The 22,476-nt window shown below is 68.0% G+C and carries 22 protein-coding genes; 5 read left to right on the top strand and 17 right to left on the bottom strand.

The window, feature by feature from the left end:
- The first annotated feature begins 45 nt into the window (after positions 1–45).
- Positions 46–234: a DUF3073 domain-containing protein gene (locus tag ASG69_RS22005; RefSeq protein WP_081821107.1), complete on the top strand. Its 189-nt coding sequence runs from the start codon at positions 46–48 to the stop codon at positions 232–234.
- 110 nt (positions 235–344) lie between these two features.
- Here the strand turns inward: ASG69_RS22005 and ASG69_RS00965 are convergent, their stop codons facing one another.
- The 8 genes from ASG69_RS00965 to purF form a co-directional block, all read right to left on the bottom strand.
- Positions 345–1,805 (bottom strand): aldehyde dehydrogenase family protein, encoded by a 1,461-nt coding sequence (locus ASG69_RS00965; protein WP_056446731.1) that lies wholly within the window; start codon positions 1,803–1,805, stop codon positions 345–347.
- 40 nt (positions 1,806–1,845) lie between these two features.
- Complete coding sequence (gene purM, locus ASG69_RS00960; RefSeq protein ID WP_027504286.1) at positions 1,846–2,931, bottom strand: phosphoribosylformylglycinamidine cyclo-ligase; 1,086 nt, start codon at positions 2,929–2,931, stop codon at positions 1,846–1,848.
- A 74-nt stretch (positions 2,932–3,005) separates the two neighbouring features.
- Positions 3,006–4,649, bottom strand: a complete 1,644-nt coding sequence (locus ASG69_RS00955; protein ID WP_056446729.1) for an ABC transporter ATP-binding protein — start codon at positions 4,647–4,649, stop codon at positions 3,006–3,008.
- Entirely contained in the window at positions 4,646–5,605 is a 960-nt protein-coding gene (locus ASG69_RS00950; protein WP_056446726.1) for an ABC transporter permease, read from the bottom strand. Before ASG69_RS00950 ends, ASG69_RS00955 begins: the two co-directional genes overlap by 4 nt.
- A complete protein-coding gene (locus ASG69_RS00945) occupies positions 5,605–6,693 on the bottom strand; it encodes an ABC transporter permease (protein ID WP_081821062.1) in 1,089 nt (362 codons plus the stop codon). Before ASG69_RS00945 ends, ASG69_RS00950 begins: the two co-directional genes overlap by 1 nt.
- A 3-nt stretch (positions 6,694–6,696) precedes the next feature.
- Positions 6,697–8,325, bottom strand: coding sequence for an ABC transporter substrate-binding protein (locus tag ASG69_RS00940; RefSeq protein WP_056447497.1), 1,629 nt, complete (start codon positions 8,323–8,325; stop codon positions 6,697–6,699).
- A gap of 158 nt (positions 8,326–8,483) precedes the next feature.
- Positions 8,484–9,098, bottom strand: a complete 615-nt coding sequence (locus ASG69_RS00935; RefSeq protein ID WP_056446724.1) for an ASCH domain-containing protein — start codon at positions 9,096–9,098, stop codon at positions 8,484–8,486.
- Positions 9,099–9,105: 7 nt separating this feature from the next.
- Positions 9,106–10,677 carry an amidophosphoribosyltransferase gene (purF, locus tag ASG69_RS00930; RefSeq protein ID WP_056446723.1) on the bottom strand — a complete coding sequence of 524 codons (1,572 nt, stop codon included), beginning with the start codon at positions 10,675–10,677 and terminating at the stop codon, positions 9,106–9,108.
- A gap of 160 nt (positions 10,678–10,837) precedes the next feature.
- Between purF and ASG69_RS00925 the strand changes: the two genes are divergently transcribed.
- Positions 10,838–11,353 carry a DUF427 domain-containing protein gene (locus ASG69_RS00925; protein ID WP_056446720.1) on the top strand — a complete coding sequence of 172 codons (516 nt, stop codon included), beginning with the start codon at positions 10,838–10,840 and terminating at the stop codon, positions 11,351–11,353.
- Positions 11,353–11,676 (top strand): hypothetical protein, encoded by a 324-nt coding sequence (locus ASG69_RS00920; protein WP_056446715.1) that lies wholly within the window; start codon positions 11,353–11,355, stop codon positions 11,674–11,676. The genes ASG69_RS00925 and ASG69_RS00920 overlap by 1 nt, the downstream gene beginning before the upstream one ends.
- A gap of 3 nt (positions 11,677–11,679) precedes the next feature.
- Here the strand turns inward: ASG69_RS00920 and ASG69_RS00915 are convergent, their stop codons facing one another.
- The gene (locus tag ASG69_RS00915) at positions 11,680–12,066 is read right to left on the bottom strand and encodes a sterol carrier family protein (RefSeq protein ID WP_027504295.1); all 387 of its coding nucleotides are present in this window, start codon (positions 12,064–12,066) and stop codon (positions 11,680–11,682) included.
- Between the two features lie 165 nt (positions 12,067–12,231).
- Here ASG69_RS00915 and ASG69_RS00910 point away from each other — a divergent pair, with 165 nt between their 5' ends.
- A complete protein-coding gene (locus ASG69_RS00910; protein WP_056446712.1) occupies positions 12,232–12,645 on the top strand; it encodes a VOC family protein in 414 nt (137 codons plus the stop codon).
- On the opposite strand, the gene ASG69_RS22000 is transcribed toward ASG69_RS00910, so the two are convergent.
- The 6 genes from ASG69_RS22000 to ASG69_RS00880 form a co-directional block, all read right to left on the bottom strand.
- A complete protein-coding gene (locus tag ASG69_RS22000) occupies positions 12,614–12,964 on the bottom strand; it encodes a CPBP family intramembrane glutamic endopeptidase (protein ID WP_051612986.1) in 351 nt (116 codons plus the stop codon). The two genes, ASG69_RS00910 and ASG69_RS22000, sit on opposite strands and share 32 nt — an antisense overlap.
- Positions 12,961–14,754, bottom strand: coding sequence for an alpha/beta hydrolase (locus ASG69_RS00900; protein ID WP_056446711.1), 1,794 nt, complete (start codon positions 14,752–14,754; stop codon positions 12,961–12,963). Before ASG69_RS00900 ends, ASG69_RS22000 begins: the two co-directional genes overlap by 4 nt.
- 46 nt (positions 14,755–14,800) lie before the next feature.
- On the bottom strand, positions 14,801–17,110 hold the full coding sequence (purL, locus tag ASG69_RS00895; protein WP_056446708.1) for a phosphoribosylformylglycinamidine synthase subunit PurL: 2,310 nt from the start codon (positions 17,108–17,110) through the stop codon (positions 14,801–14,803).
- Between the two features lie 75 nt (positions 17,111–17,185).
- A complete protein-coding gene (locus ASG69_RS00890; RefSeq protein WP_200933703.1) occupies positions 17,186–17,728 on the bottom strand; it encodes a dihydrofolate reductase family protein in 543 nt (180 codons plus the stop codon).
- A gap of 85 nt (positions 17,729–17,813) precedes the next feature.
- The gene (locus tag ASG69_RS00885; RefSeq protein ID WP_056446702.1) at positions 17,814–18,035 is read right to left on the bottom strand and encodes a hypothetical protein; all 222 of its coding nucleotides are present in this window, start codon (positions 18,033–18,035) and stop codon (positions 17,814–17,816) included.
- Positions 18,036–18,250: 215 nt separating this feature from the next.
- Positions 18,251–19,525, bottom strand: a complete 1,275-nt coding sequence (locus ASG69_RS00880) for a M18 family aminopeptidase (protein WP_056447496.1) — start codon at positions 19,523–19,525, stop codon at positions 18,251–18,253.
- Between the two features lie 729 nt (positions 19,526–20,254).
- Between ASG69_RS00880 and ASG69_RS00875 the strand changes: the two genes are divergently transcribed.
- A complete protein-coding gene (locus ASG69_RS00875) occupies positions 20,255–21,517 on the top strand; it encodes an alpha-amylase family protein (RefSeq protein ID WP_056446699.1) in 1,263 nt (420 codons plus the stop codon).
- On the opposite strand, the gene purQ is transcribed toward ASG69_RS00875, so the two are convergent.
- Together purQ and purS are read right to left on the bottom strand one after the other, a co-directional pair.
- Complete coding sequence (gene purQ, locus ASG69_RS00870; protein ID WP_235578796.1) at positions 21,507–22,217, bottom strand: phosphoribosylformylglycinamidine synthase subunit PurQ; 711 nt, start codon at positions 22,215–22,217, stop codon at positions 21,507–21,509. The two genes, ASG69_RS00875 and purQ, sit on opposite strands and share 11 nt — an antisense overlap.
- Entirely contained in the window at positions 22,214–22,447 is a 234-nt protein-coding gene (gene purS / locus ASG69_RS00865) for a phosphoribosylformylglycinamidine synthase subunit PurS (RefSeq protein WP_027504302.1), read from the bottom strand. Before purS ends, purQ begins: the two co-directional genes overlap by 4 nt.
- Between the last annotated feature and the right edge of the window lie 29 nt (positions 22,448–22,476).

Below are 22,476 nucleotides of genomic sequence, written 5' to 3'. Positions count from 1 at the left end.
GCCAAAAAATCCCAGGCCGCCCCGCTACTCGCGAGGGGGTTAGCCATGGGCCGCGGCCGGGCTAAGGCAAAGCAGACCAAAGTTGCACGTGAGCTCAAGTACAGCTCACCGTCCACGGACTTCGAGAGTCTCCAACGAGAGCTCACAGGTTCCCCCGACTCGCACCGCAACGGCATCGCCGATCGGGAGCCGTCCCGACACGACGATGACGACTACGACGACTGGCGGCGCTGACCGCATCCCCTGACACGGGGGGAATCCTCACATCGCACACACGACAGTGCGGGGCGTTCCGTCTCAGGGACGCCCCGCACGGTCGTGTGTGCGAGGTTCTTCACGCGAGGTCAGATCGCATACTGTCGCGGCGTGTGCTGGACGCTGATCCAGTGGTCGGTGGTGAACTCGTCGATGGCCCACTCGCCGCCGAAACGACCGATGCCCGAGTTCTTCTCGCCGCCGAACGCGGTGTTGGGCTCGTCGTTGATCGTGGTGTCGTTCACGTGTGTCATTCCGGCCTCGAGTCTCGTCGCCACCCGGACCGCACGCCCGACGTCTCGCGAGAACACCGCGCTGGAGAGCCCGTACTCGGTGTCGTTCGCGATCCGGACGGCGTCGTCCTCCCCGTCTGCCCGGATCACCGTGGCGACGGGTCCGAACACCTCCTCGGCGGCGGTCGCGACGCCGTTCGTCCCCAGCACGAGGTGTGGGCCCAGCACCCGCCCGGCCGGTCCCGAACGCTCCCCGCGCACGCGGACTTCCGCGCCGTCCGACTCCGCGCGAGAGATCCGGTCGAGAATCGACTCCACCTGCGCGTCGTTGATGATCGGGCCGATCTGTGTGTCGGGATCGGCGGGGTCGCCGGTGCGCAGTGACCGGACCCGCTCGGTGAGCCGGTCCACCACCTCGTCGTGCACCGCATCGACCGCGATCACCCGGTTGGTCGCCATACACACCTGACCCTGGTGGAAGAACGACCCGAAGACCGCCGCGTTCACGGCTGCCTCGACGTCCGCGTCCTCCAGCACGACCAGAGGCCCGTTGCCCCCGAGTTCGAGGGACATTCTGGTGAGCGGCGCCGACGCCGCGATGCCCGACCCCACGGGCGTCGAACCCGTGAACGACACGAGCCGTGTGAGGGGATGCGAGGTCACGGCGTCACCGATCTCGCTGCTCTTGCCGACGACGACGGACAGCAGGCCGGCGGGCAACCCGGCATCCTCGACGATTCTGGCCAGCAGGAGTCCGCCGGTGACGGGGGTGTCGCTCGCGGGCTTCAGCACCACTGCGTTGCCGAGCGCCAGCGCGGGCGCCACCGAGCGGGCGGACAGTTGCATCGGGAAGTTCCACGGACTGATCACCGTGACCACGCCGAGGGGCCGCCGGTACACGCGGTTCTCCTTGCCGTCGATCAGGGCGGCAGGGAGGATGCGCCCGGCCGATCGAGTGGGGTAGCTCGCCGATTCGAGCATCACCGCGCGGACGGCCAGCCATTCCCACTCGGCGCGGGGGCGGATGGCGCCGACCTCCGCGACGAGCCAGTCCACGATCTCGTCCTTGCGCTCCTCCATGATGCGCGCTGCGCGGTGGAACACGTCCGCACGCTCGGTCGGGAGCGTGGACTCCCAGTCCCGCTGCGCGATGCTCGCCGCCGTGAACGCTGCGTCGACGTCGGCCGCATCGGCCAGCGGGAGGGTGGTCAGGACGTCGCCCGAGTACGGGTTCACGTCGTCGGCGGTGCGGCCGTCTCGGCCCACTCGCCACTGACCGGCGATCGGGAGGGTGTCGAATCCGTCGTACGTCGTCATGCCGGTCGGGTGCCCGACCAGTCCTGCGACAAACGAGAACCTAGAAACGCGGGTGATTACCCGTCAGCACGGCGCGCTCGTCGGTTCCGCTGTCGGCGGACTTCTTGACCGTCCCCAGCGTCCAGCAGTCGATGTGGCGAGCAGTGAGCACGGCGAGGGCGCGGTCGACGTCCTCGGGTGCCACGATCGCGACCATGCCGACGCCCATGTTGAACGTGCGGTCCATCTCCTCGCGCTCCACGCGTCCGCGCTGCGCGATCATCGCGAAGATCGGAGCCGGGCTCCACGTTCCGCGATCGAGCTCGGCGACGAGGCCCTTCGGCATGACGCGAGCGAGGTTGGCAGCCAGGCCACCACCGGTGACGTGGCAGAACGTCCGCACGTCCGTCTCCGCCGCGAGGGCGAGGCAGTCCTTGGCGTAGATGCGGGTGGGTTCGAGCATCTCCTCACCGAGCGTGCGGCCGAACTCCTCGACATGACCGGTGAGCGACATGCGGCTGATGTCGAGCAGAACCTTGCGAGCGAGGGAGTAGCCGTTGGAGTGCAGTCCCGAGGACCCCATCGCGAGGACCACGTCGCCGGGACGCACCCGGTCCGGGCCCAGTACCTGGTCGGCCTCGACGACGCCGACACCCGTCGCGGACAGGTCGTACTCGCCGTCCGCCATCATGCCGGGGTGCTCGGCGGTCTCGCCGCCCAGCAGTGCGCATCCGGCCAGGATGCAGCCGTCGGCGATGCCCTTGACCAACTGCGCGACGTGCTCGGGCACCACGCGCCCCACCGCGATGTAGTCCTGCAGGAACAACGGCTCGGCGCCGCAGACGACGAGGTCGTCCACGACCATCGCGACCAGGTCGAGTCCCACCGTGTCGTGCTTGTCCAGAGCCTGCGCGACCGCGATCTTGGTGCCCACACCGTCGGTGGACGCGGCGAGCAGCGGCTCGCGGTATCCGCCCTTCAGCGCGAACAGGCCGGCGAACCCACCGAGACCGCCCATGACCTCCGGTCGCGACGCCCGCTTGGCGAGGGGCGCGAACAGCTCGACGGCACGATCACCGGCTTCGATGTCCACTCCTGCCGCTGCGTACGAGGCTCCTGCGCCGGGCTGGTGGGTGTCATCGGTCATGGGTGTACTGCTCCAGCCTGATCTGTGTGTGAGTACCCGGGAGGGTCGGATGCGGCCCTAACGGTACCGGAGGCCTATCGGTCCTTCCGGTCTCGTGTCACCTCGGGCCTGGGAATGGCCGCGATCAGGCGCTTGGTGTACTCCTCCGCCGGATCCCGGAGGATCCGTCCGGGCGTCCCGAGCTCGACGACGGCGCCGCCCCGCAGCACCGCCACCCGATGCGCGAGGCGGTCGACCACGGCGAGATCGTGACTGATGAACAGGCACGCGAAGTGCAGTTCGGTCTGCAGTTCCTCGAAGAGGTCGAGAACCGCGGCCTGCACCGAGACGTCCAGCGCGCTGGTCGGTTCGTCGGCGACCAGCAGATCCGGCTTCAGGACGAGTGCCCGCGCCAGCGATGCCCGCTGACGCTGACCCCCCGACAGCTCGTGCGGGTACCGCTTCTCCGTGCCCTTCGGGAGCTGGACCGCATCGAGCCACTCCACGACCGTGCGCGCGATGTCCGCCTTCGACCCGGCCTTGTGCACGATCATCGGCTCGGCGATGCACTGGCCGACGGTCAGTCGGGGGTTGAGCGACGTGGACGGATCCTGGAACACGAATCCGAAACGCTTGCGCAGACTCTTCAGCGCGGACCCCCGCAGCCTGCCCACGTCCTGACCGAGGACGTCCACCGAGCCGGACGTCGGCTTCTGCAGTGCGGCCACGCAACGGCCGATGGTGGACTTGCCCGAACCGGACTCCCCCACCAGACCGAGGGTCTCGCCGCGGTGCAGATCGAAGGTCACCGAGTCGACGGCCCGGAAGACGGGCTGACCGATGCCGCCGGGGAACTGCACGACGAGATCGCGCACCGACAGCACCACCTCGTCCGAGACGGTGCGATCGGTGACCACGGGATCGAGCGTCGGGACCGCCGCCAGCAACGTCTTCGTGTAGTCGGCCTTCGGCGCAGCGAAGAGATCGTGGACGAGTGCCTCCTCGACCACCTCGCCGTCCTTCATGACGACGACCCGATCGGCGATGTCCGCCACCACGCCCATGCTGTGCGTGATCAGCACGATCGCGCAACCCAGACGGTCCTTGAGGTCGCGCAGCAGGTCGAGGATCTCGGCCTGCACGGTCACGTCGAGTGCCGTCGTCGGCTCGTCCGCGATGATCACCTTCGCCTCGCACGAGATGGCGATCGCGATCATCACACGCTGCTTCTGGCCACCGGACAACTCGTGCGGGAAGTAGCCGAATCGCCGCTCCGGGTCGGGCAGACCCACCATGGTGAGCAACTCGATCGCCCGGACGCGGGCGGACTTCTTGTCCAGCACCTTCCCGTCCGGTCCGGCGTGAGCTCGCAGGGCCTCGACGATCTGGAAACCGACGGTGAACAGCGGGTCGAGGGCGCTGCCGGGTTCCTGGAACACCATCGCCACGGCGTTGCCGCGCAGATCGGCCCACTGCTTGTCCGACAGCGACGTCACCTCGCGGGACCCCACGGTGACGGTTCCGCGTACGCGGGCGGTGTCCGGGAGCAGCCCGATGGCGGAGCGGACGCTGACCGACTTCCCGGAGCCCGATTCGCCGACGACGGCCAGGACCTCGCCCGGGAAGACCTCGAAACTCACTCCCTTGACGGCGTCGACGGGCCCCGCGTCGGTGGCGAAGCTGACCGACAGTGCCTCGAGGGTCAGAGCCGCCTGCGGGGTGGACGCTGAGGCCGTCATGAGGGATCTTTCTGCTTGCGTCTGGTTCTCAGAACGGGATTGAGTGTCTCGCTGACGGATTCGCCCACCATGGTCATACCGAGCACGACCAGGACGATGGCCGTGCCGGGGAAGATCGACGTCCACCAGATGCCGTTGGAGATGTCCGGCAGCGCCTTGTTGAGGTCGTATCCCCACTCGGACGCGGACGTCGGCTCGATGCCGAACCCGAGGAAGCCGAGACCCGCCAGAGTCAGGATGGCCTCGGCGCCGTTGAGCGTGAGGATCACCGGCAGTGTCTGCGTGACGTTGGCGAGGATGTGGCGGAACATGATCCGCACCGGGCCGGCGCCGGTGACCCGCGCCGCGTCCACGTAGGGCTCGGTCTTCACCGAGACCGTCGCGTTGCGCACCACGCGGAAGTACTGCGGCACGAAGACGGCGGTGATGGCGATCGCGGCCGAGAGGACACCACCGAAACTGCTGGACTGGCCTCCGGCCACGACGATCGAGACCACCACGGCGAGAAGCAGACTCGGGAACGCGTACATCGCGTCCATGAAGAGGACCAACACCCGGTCCACCCACCGGCCGACGTAGCCGGAGAGCAATCCGAGGGGAACGCCCACCACGATCGACAGCACCAGCGACGTGACGATGACGAGCAGGGCGGTCCGTGCGCCGTAGACGACGCGGGAGAACACGTCCTCTCCGCGCACCGACGTCCCGAAGATGTGGTCCGCACTCGGCGCCGCCTGGCGCGCGAACTCCATGCCGTCGGCGGACGTCTGGGAGAAGGTGTACGGCGCGATGAGCGGAGCGAAGACCGCCATGATCACGAACAGCACCACCAGCACGAGCCCGATGACGATGGTGGCCTTCTGCAGTCCGGCACTCGAGCGGATGATCGACAGGCCGGGCACACCCCGACGTCGCTTCGGCGCCTCGATCGAGCCGACGCTCACCTCGATACTCATCAGAACCTCACTCGTGGATCGACGATCGCCACGATGGCGTCGGTGAGGAAGCTGACGACCGCGACGACGATGGCCAGGAACGTGACGATGCCCTGGACGGCGATGAAGTCGCGCGCCTGCAGGTAGCGAGCGAGCTGATAGCCCAGTCCCTGCCACTCGAACGTCGTCTCGGTGAGCACCGCGCCGCCCAGCAGCATGGCGATCTGCAGCCCCATCACGGTGACGACCGGGATGAGCGCGTTGCGGAAGGCGTGCCGCCGGGCGACGACGCGCGCCGAGAGTCCCCGTGCGCGCGCAGCTTCCACGTAGCCGGACTGCAGGGTCTGCAGAAGGTTCACCCGCACCAGGCGCAGGAACACGCCGGCGGTGAGAAGTCCGAGCGCGACCGCGGGGAGCACGGCGTGCTTCAGCACGTCGACGGTGTAGCTCGGCTCCCCGTAGAGAATCGAGTCGATCAGCAGGATGTTGGTCTTCGGTGACACGTTCTGCAGTGCCAGTTCGACGTTGGTGCTCGCCCGGCCCGCCACCGGCAGCCACCCGAGCTTCACGGCGAAGACCAGCTTGAGCAGCATGCCGACGAAGAACACCGGCGCCGCGTAGAACAGGATCGCCAGGATGCGCAGAGTGCCGTCGGAGATCGAGTCGCGGCGGGTCGCGGCGTAGAAGCCGAGGGGGATGCCGACGGCGAACGCGACGAGCAACGCCCAGAACGCGAGTTCCAGCGTCGCCGCGCCGTTGGTGATCAGCACACCGCTGATCTCCTGGTTGCTGGTCGCGGAGCGACCGAAGTCTCCCCGCAGCAGACCGGACAGGTACTCCCAGTACTGCACCAGGATCGGCCGGTCGTAACCGGCCGCGGCGCGTCGTTCGGCGATCTGGTCGGCGGGCAGTCGTCCACCGAGGGCAGCACTGATGGGATCGCCGAGAACGCGCATGAGGAAGAAGACGACCGTGACCAGGATCCATGCCGTGGGAATGATCAGCAGGAACCGGATCACGAGATAACGGGCGAGCGCGCCGTAGCGTGACGACGCGCTCGCCCGTGACTGCTTCCCCACCGACGCCTCGTCGGGCGTGGTGGTGACCATGGATCAGCCCTTCGTGAGCGGGGTGAAGCGGAACTTGAACGAGGCGTCGAGAGTCTCGTCGACACCCTGGACCTCGTCCGTCGAGATCGCGATCTGCTTGCCCTCGAGGAGCGGCAGCGTGGACACGAAGTCCTGCGCCATCCGCGTCTGGATCTCACCGATGATCTCGGAGCGGCGAGCCGGGTCGGTCTCGGTCCGCTCGGAGTCGATCAGCGCAGTGATCTCGGGGTTCTCGAAGTGGTTCTGCAGGAAGTTGTCCGGTGCGAAGAACGGCGTCAGGTAGTTGTCCGCATCCGGGAAGTCCGGGAACCAGCCGAGCTGGTAGACGGGGTACGTGTCCGCGACGCGTTCCTTGTTGTAGGTGTTCCACTCGGTGGACTGCAGGTTCACCGTGAACAGGCCCGAGCTCTCGAGCTGCGCCTTGACCGCCGCGTACTCCTCCGACGACGAGGAACCGTAGTGATCGGGGTTGTACTGCAGATTGACCGCGACCGGGGTCTGCACACCGGCGTCGGACAGGAACTTCGCTGCCTCGTCCTTGTTCGGGGCCTCGCCGTAGACGTCCTTGAACGCGGTGTTCGCGCCTTCGAGGCCACTGGGCACCACGGACCACGCCGGCGTGAACGTGCCCTTGTAGACGTTCTCCGACAGTGCGTCACGGTCCACCGAGGCGGCCATGGCCTTGCGGATCGCGAGCTTCTGCTCGGGTGTGCCGCCGGGCATCGTGTTCTGGTTGAAGACGATGTAGCGGAGCTCGCCGCCGGGGCCCTCGTGGACGGTGAGGCCGTCCACCTGGTCGAGCGACTCGATGTCGGTCGGGGTCAGCGAACGCCACGCGACGTCGATGGACTTGTTCTGCATGTCGAGCTTGAGGTTGTCCGCGCTGGTGTAGGTGCGCAGGGTGACCGATCCGGTCTTGGGCTCGCCCAGCACGCCCTTGTAGTCCGCCGCGGCGGAGAAGCTGACGAGGGAGTTCTTCTCGTAGCTGTCGATCGAGTAGGGGCCGGCGAAGGGCTTGGCCGCCACGACCGCGTTGTCGTCCATGATCGAGTCGGCCGGGAAGACCTCGGAGTCGATGATGGGCCCGGTGTTGGTGGCGAGCACCTGGGGGAAGGTCTGGTCGTTCGCGGCCTTCAGCGTGAACTCGACGGTCTTGTCGTCCGGCGCGGCCACCGAGTCCAGGTTGGCCAGCAGCGAGGACGGGCCGTTGGGATCGTTGATGGACACGATGCGATCGAACGAGAACTTGACGTCCTCGCTGGTCAGCGCGTGGCCGTTGGCGAACGTCAGGTCGTCCTTCAGCGTGCAGGTGTAGACCGTCGGCTGACTGAACTCGCAGCTCTCGGCGGCGTCGGGCTGCAGTTCGTCGCTGCCGGGGGCGTAGTTCATCAGGAACGGATAGACCTGGTTCATGATCGTGAACGAGCCGTTGTCGTACGAGGCGGCAGGATCGAGCGAGTAGACCTGGTCGGTGGTGCCGACGACGAGCGCCTCGCCGCCGCCCTCACCGCCTGCGCCGCCGCCGTCGTCGGTGCGGCCGGAGCCGCACGCTGCCGCGGTGAGAGCCGCGACGGACAGGATGGACACGGCTGCGGTGCGCCGCGCCGTGCGTCCTCGGGAGGGCACGCTCATGGTGTGGATGTCCTTCGTGAGTCTGGGCCCGCGGTGTCGGAAGCGCGCGTCGCGTCCCGTCCGGCCGGGTCGTTCCGGTGGTTCGGTGAACGGCACGTTACCGAGTGCGCATGTCGTTCATGTGTCGAACCACACGAAATTTTTAACATGACCGGTACTTACCTGTCCGACCGCCTGATGTCCAACAGCTTTTCGCCTCGCGGAGACAGCCGATATCCCACCTTCAGACTCTCGGTCAGACCCAGCGCCTTCAGCCGACGCACGCGCGGCTTGAACACGTCGCGTTCGAGTCCCAGCACGGCGCCGAGGTCCGCCGCCAGCACCGCCGGGCGCTCCCGGATCAGCTCGAGGGTGCGCCAGGCCCACGGCGCGTCGGCACGCTCGTCCATGCGATCGAGCTTCGTGGTCACCATGGCGACGTCGTCGTCGGACAGATCGTCGTCCGCACGCAGCCCCACTCGCGGGTCCTCGCCCCGATCCGGCCGGCCTCCGGCCTCCCCGCCACCGAACGACACCTCGACCCGCCAGACGGGATCACCGTCGGCGCCCCGAAACCCCTTGCGCAAGGCCGAGATCGAGGGCTCCCCCGCCGCGCGGGCATCGTCGTCCGTGAGCGACTCGGGGTCGCACTCGGAGATCGAGTCCACGACGACGACACCGGCCGGCGTGTGGATCCACGTACCCGCCTTGACGCGCCGCTTCGCCCAGCGCCGGTACTGCACCCGGATCGTTCCCGTCGCGATCGCCTCGGCGATCGCGAGCCGGATCAGCATCTGGGTGTCAGGGGCGCGAGAGAGCGCTCACGTTGTCGACGGCAGCGGGCATCGCGATGCCCGCTGCGGTCGCCAACATGCCCTCGAGGACGTTCTTGCCCATGGCGGTCTCCTTGGGGAGCTCGATGGGGTACTTGCCGTCGAAGCAGGCGGAGCACAGCCGCGTCGCGGGCTGCTCCGAGGCGGCGATCATGCCCTCGATCGAGATGTAGCCCAGCGAATCGGCGCCGATGGCCTGCCGCACACCCTCGAGCATGCCGTCCTCGGAGTCCATGCCGTTGGCGATCAGTTCCGCGGGCGAGGCGAAGTCGATGCCGTAGAAGCACGGCCAGCGGACCGGCGGCGACGCGATGCGCACGTGGATCTCGAGCGCGCCCGCCTCGCGCAGCATGCGTACCAGGGCCCGCTGGGTGTTGCCGCGGACGATCGAGTCGTCCACCACGATGAGGCGCTTGCCCCGGATGACCTCGCGGAGAGGGTTGAGCTTCAGCCGGATGCCGAGCTGACGGATGGTCTGCGACGGCTGGATGAACGTGCGTCCGACGTACGCGTTCTTCATCAGGCCCTGGCCGTACGGGATGCCGGAACCCTGCGCGTAGCCGACGGCGGCGGGCGTTCCCGATTCCGGGACAGGGATCACCAGATCGCCCTCGGCGGGGTGCTCCTCGGCCAGGCGGCGGCCGATCTCGACGCGGGTCGAGTGGACCGACCGGCCACCGATGACGCTGTCGGGGCGCGCGAGATAGACGTACTCGAAGATGCAGCCCTTGGGCTCGGGCGCGGCGAAGCGGGAGGATCGCACACCGTCCGCGTCGATGGCGAGCAGCTCGCCCGGCTCGATGTCGCGGACGAACGAGGCGCCGACGATGTCGAGGGCGGCGGTCTCCGAGGCCACGACCCAGCCGCGGTCGAGACGGCCCAGGGACAACGGACGCACACCGTGGGGGTCACGCGCCGCGTAGAGGGTGTGCTCGTCCATGAACGTGAGGCAGAAGGCACCCTTCAGCGTCGGCAGCAGTTCCATGGCCGCCTGCTCGATGGTGCTGTCCGCGGCGCCGTGCGCCAGCAGTGCGCCCACGATGTCCGAGTCGGAGGTGGCACCGGTCCCGCGCGGGCGGCCCATGATGCCGGCGTCGCGCGCCCGCTCCGACAACTCGGCCGTGTTCACGAGGTTGCCGTTGTGGCCCAGGGCGATGCCGCTGCCGGCCGCGGTGGTGCGGAAGATGGGCTGCGCGTTCTCCCACGTCGTCGATCCGGTGGTGGAGTACCGGCAGTGCCCGATGGCGATGTGGCCGCTCATGGCGCCGAGAGTCTGCTCGTCGAACACCTGGCTCACCAGACCGAGGTCCTTGAACACCAGCACCTGGGACCCGTCGGCCACGGCGATGCCGGCGGCCTCCTGACCGCGGTGCTGCAGCGCGTAGAGGCCGTAGTACGTCATCTTCGCGACGTCCTCGCCGGGGGCCCACACACCGAAGACGCCGCATTCCTCCCGCGGCTCGTTCTCGTTGATGTCCAGTTCCGGACCGGATGTGTCATCGAGCAGATTCGGGCTGTGGACCGAGGGGTCACGAGTCACGACGCGCTCTCCTAGAAGCCGGGAGGGGTGGGGTGCAGGCCACGCTGCACGCACACTCGGGGAGTCTACGGGCAACCCCGCGATCAACAAGCCGTCGGCAGGCACCGATACCGCGGTGAGCTGTGATCCACGACTCGCGGCGCGGTGCCATGATGGAGACATGGTCAGCAGACTTCCGTACGGCGTCACCCCCGAACAGCCCGGCGAGGGGCAGGAATCGGTGTGGGACTACCCGCGTCCGCCGGCCCTCGAGGCGTCCACGAAGCATCTCGTGGTGCGCTTCGGCGACGTGATCGTCGCCGACAGTCACGCGGCCCACCGCGTCCTGGAGACCAGCCATCCGCCCACCTGGTACATCCCGCGGGCCGACGTCGACGAGAGCCGACTGCGGCGCTCGAGTGCGCGATCGACGATGTGCGAATGGAAGGGATCCGCCACCTACTGGGACATCGTGGGCGACGACGGCGCCGTGCTCGAGGCCGGCGGGTGGAGCTACGAGAACCCCACCCCGTCCTTCGCACCGATCGCCGGCGCGCTCTCCTTCTCTCCCGTGTCCCTGACGTGCGAGCTCGACGGCGAGGTGGCACGCCCGCAGGAGGGCGGCTTCTACGCGGGGTGGATCACCCGCGACGTCGTCGGACCGTTCAAGGGCATCGCCGGGAGTTGGGGCTGGTAGTGGCCGAGAAGAACTTCTACAGCCACTCCGACGCGGCCGAGAAGTCCCGCCGCGACAAGGCCGTCGCTCTCGCTCGGTACCTGTGGGATCGCGACATCTCTGCGGACGACCTCGCGGCGATGGCTGCGGACGTCCGACGCAAGGTGGCGCGGGCCGCGGACATCAATCCACCCAGTTCCGACGAGACGTGGACGGTGGTGTCGACGCTGTTGCGCGAGAAGGCGGAGTGGGCGCTCGATCACCCGGATCACGACGCGGTCCGCCGGGCACACGCCGACGAGAAGATTCTGTGGGTGAAGCCGCCGGTACAGCCCTGGCGGTGAGGGTCAGATCCGGACGAGTGGGAGCCAATGCGCCACCTCGCCGGCGCGGCCACCCGAGGCCGTGACGCCCGCACCACGGACGGCGTCCTCGAACGCCACGCGCCCCGTCACCATCAACAGCCATGTCCGCGGGTCACATTCGACGACGTTCGGCGGCGTCCCTCGGGTGTGACGCGGCCCGACGATGCACTGCACCGCGACGAACGGCGGCACGCGCACCTCGACACTCGAGCCCGGCGCCGTCTGCTCGATGGTGCGCGCACTGAGCCGCACCGCGGCGGCGAGATCGGCGCGCGGCGGCTTCGGGAGGTCGGGGTCGTCGAGCCACGGAGACACGGTCTGCAGTGCGCTCCGGAGCTCGGCCGGGTCGACGGGTTTCGAGGGTGCCACGCCGTTCAGTGTCTCACCGAGCGCGGTGTGCCCCGAGCCGTGCCTCACCGTCCACAGGTCGCTCTGATCGACGGGATCCCGTCGATTCGTGAGACTTGCGGATGCTGAGGCACGGTCTGATCAACGAGGACTGCCGCTGTCCGCGATGGACGCTTCACTGTCTCCATGACACCGAATCTCTATCAAGGATCGACCATCGACCACCTCAACGTGACGGTCACGGATGTCGACCGCTCACTCGCGATCTATGTGCCGGCCCTCGCGGTACTGGGTATCGAGAAGCTGCTCGACTTCACCGGCGGGCCGGACGACGACTACGTCCGCATGGTCGGATTCGGCAGTGGCCGCAAGCCGTTCTTCTGGCTCGTCCAGGGAAGCACCGTCGATCCCGCACTGCACGTGGCGTTCTCGGCACCCACCCGTGACGTCGTCCGGGCGTTTTACGCCGCGGCCCTTGCGGCGGGCGCACGGGACAAGCTGTCTCCGCGCGTCTGCCCCGAGTACCACGAGAACTACTTCGGCGGCTTCGTGTACGACCCCGACGGCCTCAACCTCGAGGCGGTCTGTCACCTCGAGTAGAGCGCCACCACGTCGATGCGATCGCACCGACCGAGTTGGCGGCCCAGTGCAGTGCCATGGGCGTCAGAATGGTGCCGGTTCGCCGCTTCGACTCGACGAACAGTGCGCCGGCCGCCCCGGTGAACAGGACGACGGGCACCGACCTGCCCGAGTCGTACCAGTGCCAGACCCCGAATGCCGTGGAGCCGACCACCAGTGCGGCACGGGGACCCACCACGGCGGTGGCCACGGTGTCGACGACGCCGCGGAACAGGAATTCCTCGGGTAGCACTGTCCCGATGGGGATGTCGAACAGCACCCATCGGGCCAGTCCGGTCACTTCTCGGGACCGTCGGCGTCGGCGTACTCGTTCATGACGACGCGGATGCGTTCGGTGTCGGCCTGCGTCCACCCGTCGGGGGCGGCCACAGCGGCGAAGCCGTCGAGCACCGTCGTCCCGTAGTTGTGGCCGTGCCCGTCCGGCACGCCGGCCGCGTTCGTGAGGTCGGCACTCACCTGCCAGAAGGTGACGAACGGGAACCACCGCATGCTGGGCAGTCGGTCGTACCCGGGCGGCTCGGCGAGCCAATCCGGACGCTGGAAGATCAGATCCGGCGTCCACCACACGATGGGGTCGGACGGGTGCTGGATGTACAGCACGCGCGGGTAGGGCCAGTCCCCGCTCAGCGCCTCGACGTCCCGGGTGCTGTCGGCGAACCGCATCAGCAGTCCGCCGGCGTAGACGGGTTCCACCTCGGTGGTTCCCGGATCGCGTCGGCTGACGTAGGTGTCCCAGATGCGATTGGAGTTCGGCGGGCCCACCCACAGCACTCCGTCGACGGTGTCCCGGATGTCGGCGATGTCCGCGAACGCGCCTTCGCCGGCCTGGGTTCCGAGACTCTCGCCGTAGACGTAGAACTTGGGCCTGGTCGCCTCGGGCTCCTGCTCCCATCGCTGGTGCACGGTGTCGATGAGCAACTTCCCCGCGGCCGCCGCCTTCTCGCGATCGGCGAGGAAAGAGATCCAACTCGGAAGGTACGAGTACTGGGACGCCACGAGCGCGACGTCCCCGTCGTACATCAGTTCCACGGCCCGAGCTGCGGTGGGATTGACCCACCCGGTTCCCGTGGTCGGGATGACGACGATGGCCTTGCGGGAGAACGCATCGGTTCGATCGAGTTCGCGTACCAGGAGATTCATGCGCTCCTCGTCCGTCTCCGCGCTCTCGAGTCCCACGTACGCGCGGATCGCCTCCATGCCCGTGCGGCCGGTCGCTCGGGTCATCTCGTCGGCCGACAATCCACCCGAGACGAAGTTCCTGCCCTCGAATCCCAGTGTGTCCCAGCCGACGAGCGAGCCGGTACCACCGGAACGCTCGGGCACCGTCGGCTGTTCGGCACCCTCACGCGTGTTGCTGTTCTGAGTGCTGAAGACCGAGTTGGCGACGGTCATGGTGCCGCGCAACAGCACACCCTGCACCAGTGTGACGAGCACCGTCACGACGAGGAGGAACCCCACGAGGTTGGCCACCCACTGCGGGAGTCGGATCAGACGCAGGATCGAGCGCACGACGAAGCGGCGGATGTCCCGGATGACCCGCCACAGGCCGATGAGCGCGGCGCACACCGCGAAACTGATGATGCCGGTGCGGATGAACCCCGTGGACGTGAGCCCCTCGGCGCCCATGAGCGCGGCGAGCTGACGCTGCCAGTCCGCAGAGGCGTAGAGCATGACCGCTCCGGCGACGGTCGCGATCACCGGGACAGCGACCAGGAGTGCGCGCTCCACGCGGATCGGCAGCGGCCACCACGGCTGCTGACGAAGCACCGTGCGCAGGAGAATCCAGCCGACAGCGACGCCCACCCCGTACCCGATGGCCGCGGTGATGCCGCTGACGATGCCCTGGAACAGCCAGCCGCGTGGCAGCAGTGACGGCGTCAGCGACCAGCAGAAGAACAGGGCGCCGAACGCGATGCCGGTGACGTCGAGCCGCAGCAGACCCCACGCCCAGATCCACGCGGGGTGCTTGCGCACCGTGCGGGTCGCCGAGCTCAGGACGTACGCCGGCAGTTCCTCGAAACTGTGGGGGCGCTGCAGTTCGTCCGACGACCGAGTATCGGTGTCGGTCATCGGACGGTGCCGGTGCCGGTGCCGGTGCCGGTGCCGGGAAGGTCGGTCAGCCGAAGAGCGCCGGGAGCGTCCCCTCGTACGCCTCGCGGAGTTCGGTCAACGGGACACTGAACAGTCCCTGGAACTCCACCTCGTCCGACCCTTCGTCGGCCACCCCGATACGCGTCCATGGCATCCCCCTCGCGCTGCACATCCCCGTGAACCTGGTCTCCTCGGTCCGAGGGACAGCAACGAGTACCCGCCCGGACGATTCCGAGAACAAGGTGACGAAAGGATCTGTTCCTTCGGGCGGCAGAATGCGGCACCCGGTCTCGCCGGCGAGCGCGACCTCGACGACGGTCTGCGCGAGCCCGCCCTCGGAGAGGTCGTGCGCCGCGGTGACCAGACCGTCGCGGCTCGACGCCGTGAGGATGTCGGCCAGCAACTGCTCGCGAGCCAGATCCACCTGCGGCGGAACACCACCGAGATGGTCGTGGACGACCTGGGCCCAGATCGAGCCGTCCAATTCGTCGTGCGTGTCACCCAACAGGATCAGGGTCTCGCCCGGCTCCAGGCCGATGCCCGTGGGGATGCGGCGGTGGACGTCGTCGAGGACACCCAGCACACCCACCACCGGGGTCGGCAGGATCGGCGTCGACCCGGTCTGGTTGTAGAAACTGACGTTTCCGCCGGTGACCGGAATGCCCAGTTGCACACAGCCGTCCGCCAGGCCGCGTACCGCCTGCTGGAACTGCCACATGACACCCGGATCCTCGGGCGACCCGAAGTTCAGGCAGTTGGTGACGGCCTTCGGCGTGGCGCCCGTCGTCGCGACGTTGCGGAACGCCTCGGCCAGAGCCAGCTGCGCACCGCGGTACGGATCCAGCGCGGTGTACCGGCCGGACGCATCGGTCGCGAGAGCGATTCCGCGGCCGGTCTTCTCGTCGATGCGCACCACACCGGCATCGGCGTGCTCGGCGAGCACGGTGTTGCCGCGGACGTACCGGTCGTACTGCTCGGTGATGAGCCGCCGACTGCAGAGCTGGGGGGAGGAGATCATCTGCAGCAGGGTCTCGCGCAGTTCCACGCCTGTGGTCGGACGGGGCAGACCCTCGGTGGTGTTCGCCACCAGGGCATCCTGGCTCGCGGGCCGCTGCACGGGACGCTCGTAGACGGGACCGTCGTGGGCCACCGTCTTGGGCGGCACGTCGACGACGACCTCGCCGTGCCAGGTGATCTCGAGATGCTCACCGTCCGTGACCTCGCCGATGTCGGTCGCCAGCACGTCCCACTTGGCGCACACCGCCATGAAGGCGTCGACGTTCTCCGGTGCCACCACGGCGCACATGCGTTCCTGCGACTCGCTGGACAGCACCTCCGCCGGCGTCATCCCGGTCGCACGCAGCGGAACCCGATCCAGGGCGATGTGCATACCGCCATCACCCGCCGAAGCGAGCTCGGAGGTGGCACAGGACAATCCGGCACCGCCGAGGTCCTGGATACCGACCACGAGCTTCTGCTGGTAGAGCTCGAGGCAGCACTCGATGAGCACCTTCTCGGTGAACGGGTCGCCCACCTGCACCGCGGGTAGCTTGCGTCGGCCCTGCTTCTCGTCGAACGTCTCGGACGCCAGCACCGACACGCCGCCGATCCCGTCGAGGCCCGTACGGGCACCGAACAGGATGATCTTGTTGCCCGAGCCCGACGCGAACGCCAGGTGCAGATCCTCGGTACGCATCACTCCGGCGCACAGCGCGTTGAGCAACGGGTTGCCGGCGTAGGACGCGTCGAACACCGTCTCGCCGCCCACGTTCGGGAGGCCGAGTGAGTTTCCGTAACCGCCGACGCCGCGCACGATGCCCTCGAGCACCCGGCGCGTGTCCGGAGCATCAGCCGCACCGAAACGCAACTGATCCATCACCGCGATCGGACGAGCACCCATGGCCATGATGTCGCGCACGATGCCGCCGACGCCGGTGGCCGCACCCTGGTACGGCTCGATGTACGACGGATGGTTGTGGCTCTCCACCTTGAAGGTGACAGCCCACCCGTCGCCGACGTCGACCACGCCCGCGTTCTCACCGATTCCGGCGAGCATTCCCGACCGCATCTCGTCCGTCGTCGTCTCGCCGAAGTACTTGAGGTGCACCTTCGACGACTTGTACGAGCAGTGCTCGCTCCACATCACCGAGTACATCGCCAACTCGGCGTCCGTCGGACGGCGGCCGAGGATCTCCCGGATGCGGGCGTACTCGTCCTCCTTCAGACCCAACTCCGCCCACGGCTGAGCGACGTCGGGCGACCCGGCCGCAGCGGAGACGGTGTCGACCGGAGGGGTGGGGAGGGCGTCGACCTGAGGAGTGGACTCGACAGACACGGTGGATGGGGTCCTTCCCTCGGCAGAATGTCGAGGTCATTCTATGTGCAGGACCCGACACCGTCCGACCGGCCTCTAGTCCCCCTGGACGGCGTAGTCGACGACCACGTTGCCCTTGCTCGTGACGAGGGAGTTCGTCAGGACGAGACGAGTGAGCGGATCCCCCGGCTCGAACAGGTGCTGGCCCTTGCCCACGACGACGGGGTGCGTCATCAGGGTCAGGGTGTCGAGCACACCGGCCAGGAAGAGCTGGCGGACCAGAGAGACGCCGCCCACCAGCGCGATGTCGCCACCGTCGGTCTGCTTGAGTCGACGCACGAACTCCACCGGATCGCCGTCGATGAGCGTCGAGTTCTGCCATGCGAGATCTCCGGTGAGCGTGCGTGAGGCGACGAACTTCTCCACCGGATTGATGAGGCCGGCGAAGGGGTCGTCCGCCCCCGCGTTGCCGAAGTGTTCCGACCACGACTCGTAGGCGACCCGACCCATGACGGCGGTGGTGGTCCTGCTCATGAACCCGCCCATGGACTGGCCGAGTTCGTCGTCGAAACTGTCGAACTGCCACTGGTCGGGAGCCTCGACCACACCGTCCACCGAGTGGAAGAGCCCTGCCGTCACCGCACGCATCGTGTACCGCCCTCGTGAAGAACCGGCGCCGGTCGCCGATCACTGCGGGACAGACCATGCCGGACGCCGGAACTCATCACCCCTCGTTCGCCGCGGACTCGATCCAGTCCGTCGCCGCGTCCGTCAGCTCGGACGACCCGTCGACGGACTCACCGGCCCACCACGACGGGTCGGTGAGATCGCCGTTCACGCGCAGCACGTCGTCCCTCACGGCGGACGGGAGCGGCTCACCGTTGTGCTCGACCAGCCAGTCCCGAGTCTCCGCCGTGACGGCCGGCCACCACTGCGCGATCTCCATCCCGCCAGTCTCCCCCGCCGGGCCCTGTACGGCAGCAGGATTCGTCGGCCGCGTCGACGGGGTTCCCGTAACACCACGCGGCCCGCGCGCACCGCCCGGTGCAGCGCACATCCCGTAGCGTGCGCTGACCATCTCGCGCACCGCCCGGCGGCATCGGATCGCCAGGCGGCCCAACAGCAGGAAGCAACCGGCACTCAGCGCAGCCCGACCCAGCGCTACGCCCCCAGGAACGCAGCCAAGGCGTCGGCGTACATGTCGACGTCGTGTGCGCCCATCACCTCGCGCGCGGAGTGCATGGCGAGCTGCGCGGCACCCACGTCGACGGTGGACAGACCGGTGCGGGAGGCGGTGATGGGGCCGATGGTGGAGCCGCACGGCAGATCGGCTCGGTGGACGTATCGCTGCAGCGGGACGTCGGCTCGCTCGCACGCCAAGGCGAAGGCCGCGGCACCGGCGGCGTCGGTGGCGTAGCGCAGATTCTGGTTGACCTTGAGCACCGGGCCACCGTTGACCTCGATGCGGTGCGCGGGCTCGTGCCGCGAGACGTAGTTCGGGTGGGTCGCGTGCGCCATGTCGCCCGAGGCGTGGATCGACCCGGCCATCGCGCGCAGGAACTCCTCGCGGCCGCCACCACGCGCGAGCACGATGCGCTCGAGGACGGTGTTCATCAGATCCGAGAACGCGCCACGGTCCGACATGCTGCCCACTTCCTCGTGATCGAAGAGTGCGAGGACGGGGATGCAGTCGTCGGCTTGCGCGGCCGCGACGACCAGCGCCTCGGTTCCGGCGTAGCAGGTGCCCTGGTTGTCCAGTCGCGGCGAACTGACGAGGTCGTCCGAGAGTCCCACCACTGCAGCAGGATTGAGGTCGTGGGTCATCAGTTCCCACCCGAGCACGTCACCGGGATCCACCCCGACCTCGTCGGCGAGGAACCCGATGAACGAGTGGGGTGATCGCCCGACGCCCCAGATCGCGTTCACGTTGTTCTGCGGATCGAGGTGCACTCCCTTGCGATCCTCCGACAGGTGGATCGCCAGTTGGGGCACCCGCAGGATGGGACGGTCGACGCGCACGAGGACGTCGCGCACCGAGCCGCCGTCACGCACACCGAGACGGCCGGAGATGCCGAGATCGCGGTCGAGCCAGGAGTTGAGCCACGCGCCGCCGTACGGCTCCAGGGCGACCATCTGCCACCCGGCGACGTCGAGATCGGGGTTCTGCTTGACGCGGAGGTTCGGACTGTCGGTGTGTCCGCCCACGATGCGGAAGGCCGCATCGGGTGCACGTTCGGTGGACCAGGCGATGATCGAGCCGCCGCGGACGACGAGGTAGCGGCCTGGCTCGGAGGGCCACGCGTCGGTCTCGGCCACGGCGGTGAACCCGTGCGCCGCCAGTTCCGAGGCCACCGTCTCGACGACGTGGAACGGCGACGGAGACGCGTCGACGAAGGAACAGAGGCCGGCCGCGGTCGCGGAGGTGAGGGACGCCATGGTCACCGATCGTAGAGAGACGGGGTGCGGAGACAGCGATACCGGGCCCACCACGAGGGTGGACCCGGCATCACGAGTCGAGAAGGGTTCAGCTGAAGAAGCTCAGGCCGTCGAGGAAGCTTCCGGCGCCACCGAAGATGTCGGACAGTGCACCGAGAAGGTCGACGAAGCTGGCGAGGTCGGTCATGAGGAGCTCCCTTTGTGAGGTTGGTGGGCTTGTTGCCCGCTTGCTAAGTAATCCACACAAAAGAATGGCTCGCAACCCGAAAATTGTCGCGATTCGGTGACGAGAATCGACTCACGGGTCGATTTGTGCACCACCTGCAACGCCGGGCCACCGGCGAGCCATTGTCACCAGCACTGTCGCCTCGCGTGGACTCCGACCCGATCCGACGCCGACTCCTGCCATTCCACGCCGGGCACACCTGTGGGGCGGACTCGGCCGAGTTCGCCCCACAGGGATGATCGGGTCAGCTGAAGAAGGACAGTCCGTCGAAGATCGATCCGAGCGCGTCGACGATCCCGGACAGGTTCTGGAAGAGTTCGAGCAGATCGGTGAGGTCGGAGGACATGGTGACTCCCTTGGCACGGTGGTGACGAACGGTCGTCCGCCGACGTCAGTTACTCATAGTGACAGTCACTACACAACCGGAATCGAATTGTGCGATCCGACAAGCAGACCGTCGCTCGGCGAACCCTCGCCGAGACCGGGAAAAAGGGGGAAATGCGATGCAGGACTGGGTCGATCACGTCATCTGGTGGCAGGTGTACCCCCTCGGGTTCGTCGGCGCCGAGGCCGAGGCAGTGGACCGCACCGAACACCGACTCGACCGGATCGAGGGCTGGTTCGACTACCTCCTCGAGCTCGGGTGCAACGGCCTCGCACTCGGCCCGGTGTTCGCGTCGGAGACCCACGGCTACGACACCGTCGACCATCTCCGCATCGATTCCCGTCTGGGAACCGACAGCGACATGGACGCACTCATCGGTGCGGCACGCGCCAAGGGCATCCGAGTTCTGCTCGACGGCGTCTTCAACCACGTCGGCAGGAGCCACCCGCAGTTCGTTCGTGCGGAGCAGGACGGGCCCGATTCGGACGCGGGACGGTGGTTCCGCTGGAAGGACGGTCGGCCGCGCACGTTCGAGGGCCACGATCTTCTGGTCGAGTTGAACCACGACGAGCCGGCGGTGCAGGAGCACGTCGCACAGGTCATGACGCACTGGCTCGACCGCGGTGTCGACGGATGGCGGCTCGACGCGGCGTACGCGGTCTCACCGGCCTTCTGGGCGGCGGTGCTCCCCCGTGTGCGAGAGGCACATCCCGACGCCTGGATCGTCGGCGAGATGATCCACGGGGACTACGCGTCGTACGTGCGGGAGTCCGGACTCGACTCGATCACGCAGTACGAGCTGTGGAAGGCGACGTGGAGCGCCCTGAAGGACGCGAACTTCTTCGAGTTCGCCCACGCGCTGGGGCGCCACGACGAGTTGCTGCCCACGTTCGTTCCGGCGACGTTCGTCGGCAACCACGACGTCACCCGGATCGCGTCCACCCTCGACGACGACGATGCCGACATCGCCGCCGCGCTGCTGTTCTTCGTGGCGGGAACGCCGACGGTGTACTACGGCGACGAGCAGGGATTCCACGGGATCAAGGAGGAGCGGGTGGGTGGCGACGACGCCATCCGACCCGAGTTCCCGGCGACACCCGACGATCTGGCGCCGTACGGATGGCCGCACTACCGGCGCCACCAGGCCCTGATCGCGATGCGGCGACGGTTCCCGTGGCTGCACCGTGCGCACGCCGAGGTGTCCGGACTGGAGAACACCGCGGTCACCCTCACCGCGACGGACGGCACGACGACACTGGTGCTGTCGGCGAACATCGGCGACGCACCCGTGCCTCGACCGGCCGGAGACATCGTGGCAGCAGCCGACGGAGTGGAGAACGACCTGCGGCCGCACTCCTGGGCGGTGACCGTCAGGCCGTGACGATCGCGTCCAGCGCAGAGTAGAAGATGCCGAGGCCGTCGTCGCTGGGGCCCGTGAGTGCCTCGGTGGCGTGCTCGGGGTGCGGCATGAGTCCCACGATGCGCCCGTCGGCGGACGAGATGCCCGCGATGGACCGCTGCGAACCGTTCGGGTTGTCACCCGAGTAGCGGAACACGACGCGTCCCTCGCCCTCGAGCTCGTCCAGGACCGCCTCGGACGCCTGGAAGCGACCCTCACCGGACTTGAGCGGAACGAGGATCTCGGCGCCCGCCTCGTACCGCGAGGACCACGCCGAGGACGTGCTCTCGACCGTGAGCCACTGATCGCGACACGTGAAGTGCAGGTTGGCGTTCCGGGTGAGGGCGCCGGGCAGGAGTCCGGCCTCGCACAGCACCTGGAAGCCGTTGCAGATACCGAGGACGGGCATGCCGCCCTTCGCTGCGTCGATGACCGCATCCATGACGGGGGCGAAGCGCGCGATGGCGCCGGCGCGCAGGTAGTCGCCGTAGGAGAAACCGCCGGGGACGACGATGGCGTCGACGTTCTTCAGATCGGCGTCGCCGTGCCAGAGGCTGACGGCCTCACCACCTGCGAGCGTGACCGCGCGCGAGGCGTCGATGTCGTCCAGCGTGCCGGGGAAGGTGATCACACCGATCCGGGCGGGAAGGCCGGAGGCCGGTCGATCTTCGAGGCGAGTCACAGCCGGGTCACTTTCCATTCCTCGATGACGGTGTTGGCCAGGAAGGTCTCGGCGATCTGGTCGAGAGTCGCATCGTCGACGTCGTCGCCGACCTCGAGCTCGAACCGCTTGCCCTGACGGACGTCGGAGACACCGGCGAAACCGAGTCGCGGCAGCGCCCCGACGATGGCCTGCCCCTGAGGGTCGAGAATTTCCGCTTTGGGCATGACGTCGACAACCACACGGGCCACGTGAGAGCTCCTGAGCTAAGAGGGCAGAT

The organism is Rhodococcus sp. Leaf225, from assembly GCF_001426145.1.
Taxonomy (GTDB): domain Bacteria; phylum Actinomycetota; class Actinomycetes; order Mycobacteriales; family Mycobacteriaceae; genus Rhodococcoides.
Note: the sequence above shows the minus strand (reverse complement) of the source record. Positions and strands in the feature narration are given on the sequence as shown.

Bases quoted from the DNA above. Each gene is read 5' to 3' on its own strand.
- ASG69_RS22005 (WP_081821107.1), top strand. From the start codon at position 46: ATGGGCCGCGGCCGGGCTAAGGCAAAGCAGACCAAAGTTGCACGTGAG.
- ASG69_RS00965 (WP_056446731.1), bottom strand. From the start codon at position 1,805: ATGACGACGTACGACGGATTCGACACCCTCCCGATCGCCGGTCAGTGG.
- purM (WP_027504286.1), bottom strand. From the start codon at position 2,931: ATGACCGATGACACCCACCAGCCCGGCGCAGGAGCCTCGTACGCAGCG.
- ASG69_RS00955 (WP_056446729.1), bottom strand. From the start codon at position 4,649: ATGACGGCCTCAGCGTCCACCCCGCAGGCGGCTCTGACCCTCGAGGCA.
- ASG69_RS00950 (WP_056446726.1), bottom strand. From the start codon at position 5,605: ATGAGTATCGAGGTGAGCGTCGGCTCGATCGAGGCGCCGAAGCGACGT.
- ASG69_RS00945 (WP_081821062.1), bottom strand. From the start codon at position 6,693: ATGGTCACCACCACGCCCGACGAGGCGTCGGTGGGGAAGCAGTCACGG.
- ASG69_RS00940 (WP_056447497.1), bottom strand. From the start codon at position 8,325: ATGAGCGTGCCCTCCCGAGGACGCACGGCGCGGCGCACCGCAGCCGTG.
- ASG69_RS00935 (WP_056446724.1), bottom strand. From the start codon at position 9,098: ATGCTGATCCGGCTCGCGATCGCCGAGGCGATCGCGACGGGAACGATC.
- ASG69_RS00925 (WP_056446720.1), top strand. From the start codon at position 10,838: ATGGTCAGCAGACTTCCGTACGGCGTCACCCCCGAACAGCCCGGCGAG.
- ASG69_RS00910 (WP_056446712.1), top strand. From the start codon at position 12,232: ATGACACCGAATCTCTATCAAGGATCGACCATCGACCACCTCAACGTG.
- ASG69_RS00900 (WP_056446711.1), bottom strand. From the start codon at position 14,754: ATGACCGACACCGATACTCGGTCGTCGGACGAACTGCAGCGCCCCCAC.
- ASG69_RS00885 (WP_056446702.1), bottom strand. From the start codon at position 18,035: ATGGAGATCGCGCAGTGGTGGCCGGCCGTCACGGCGGAGACTCGGGAC.
- ASG69_RS00880 (WP_056447496.1), bottom strand. From the start codon at position 19,525: ATGGCGTCCCTCACCTCCGCGACCGCGGCCGGCCTCTGTTCCTTCGTC.
- ASG69_RS00875 (WP_056446699.1), top strand. From the start codon at position 20,255: ATGCAGGACTGGGTCGATCACGTCATCTGGTGGCAGGTGTACCCCCTC.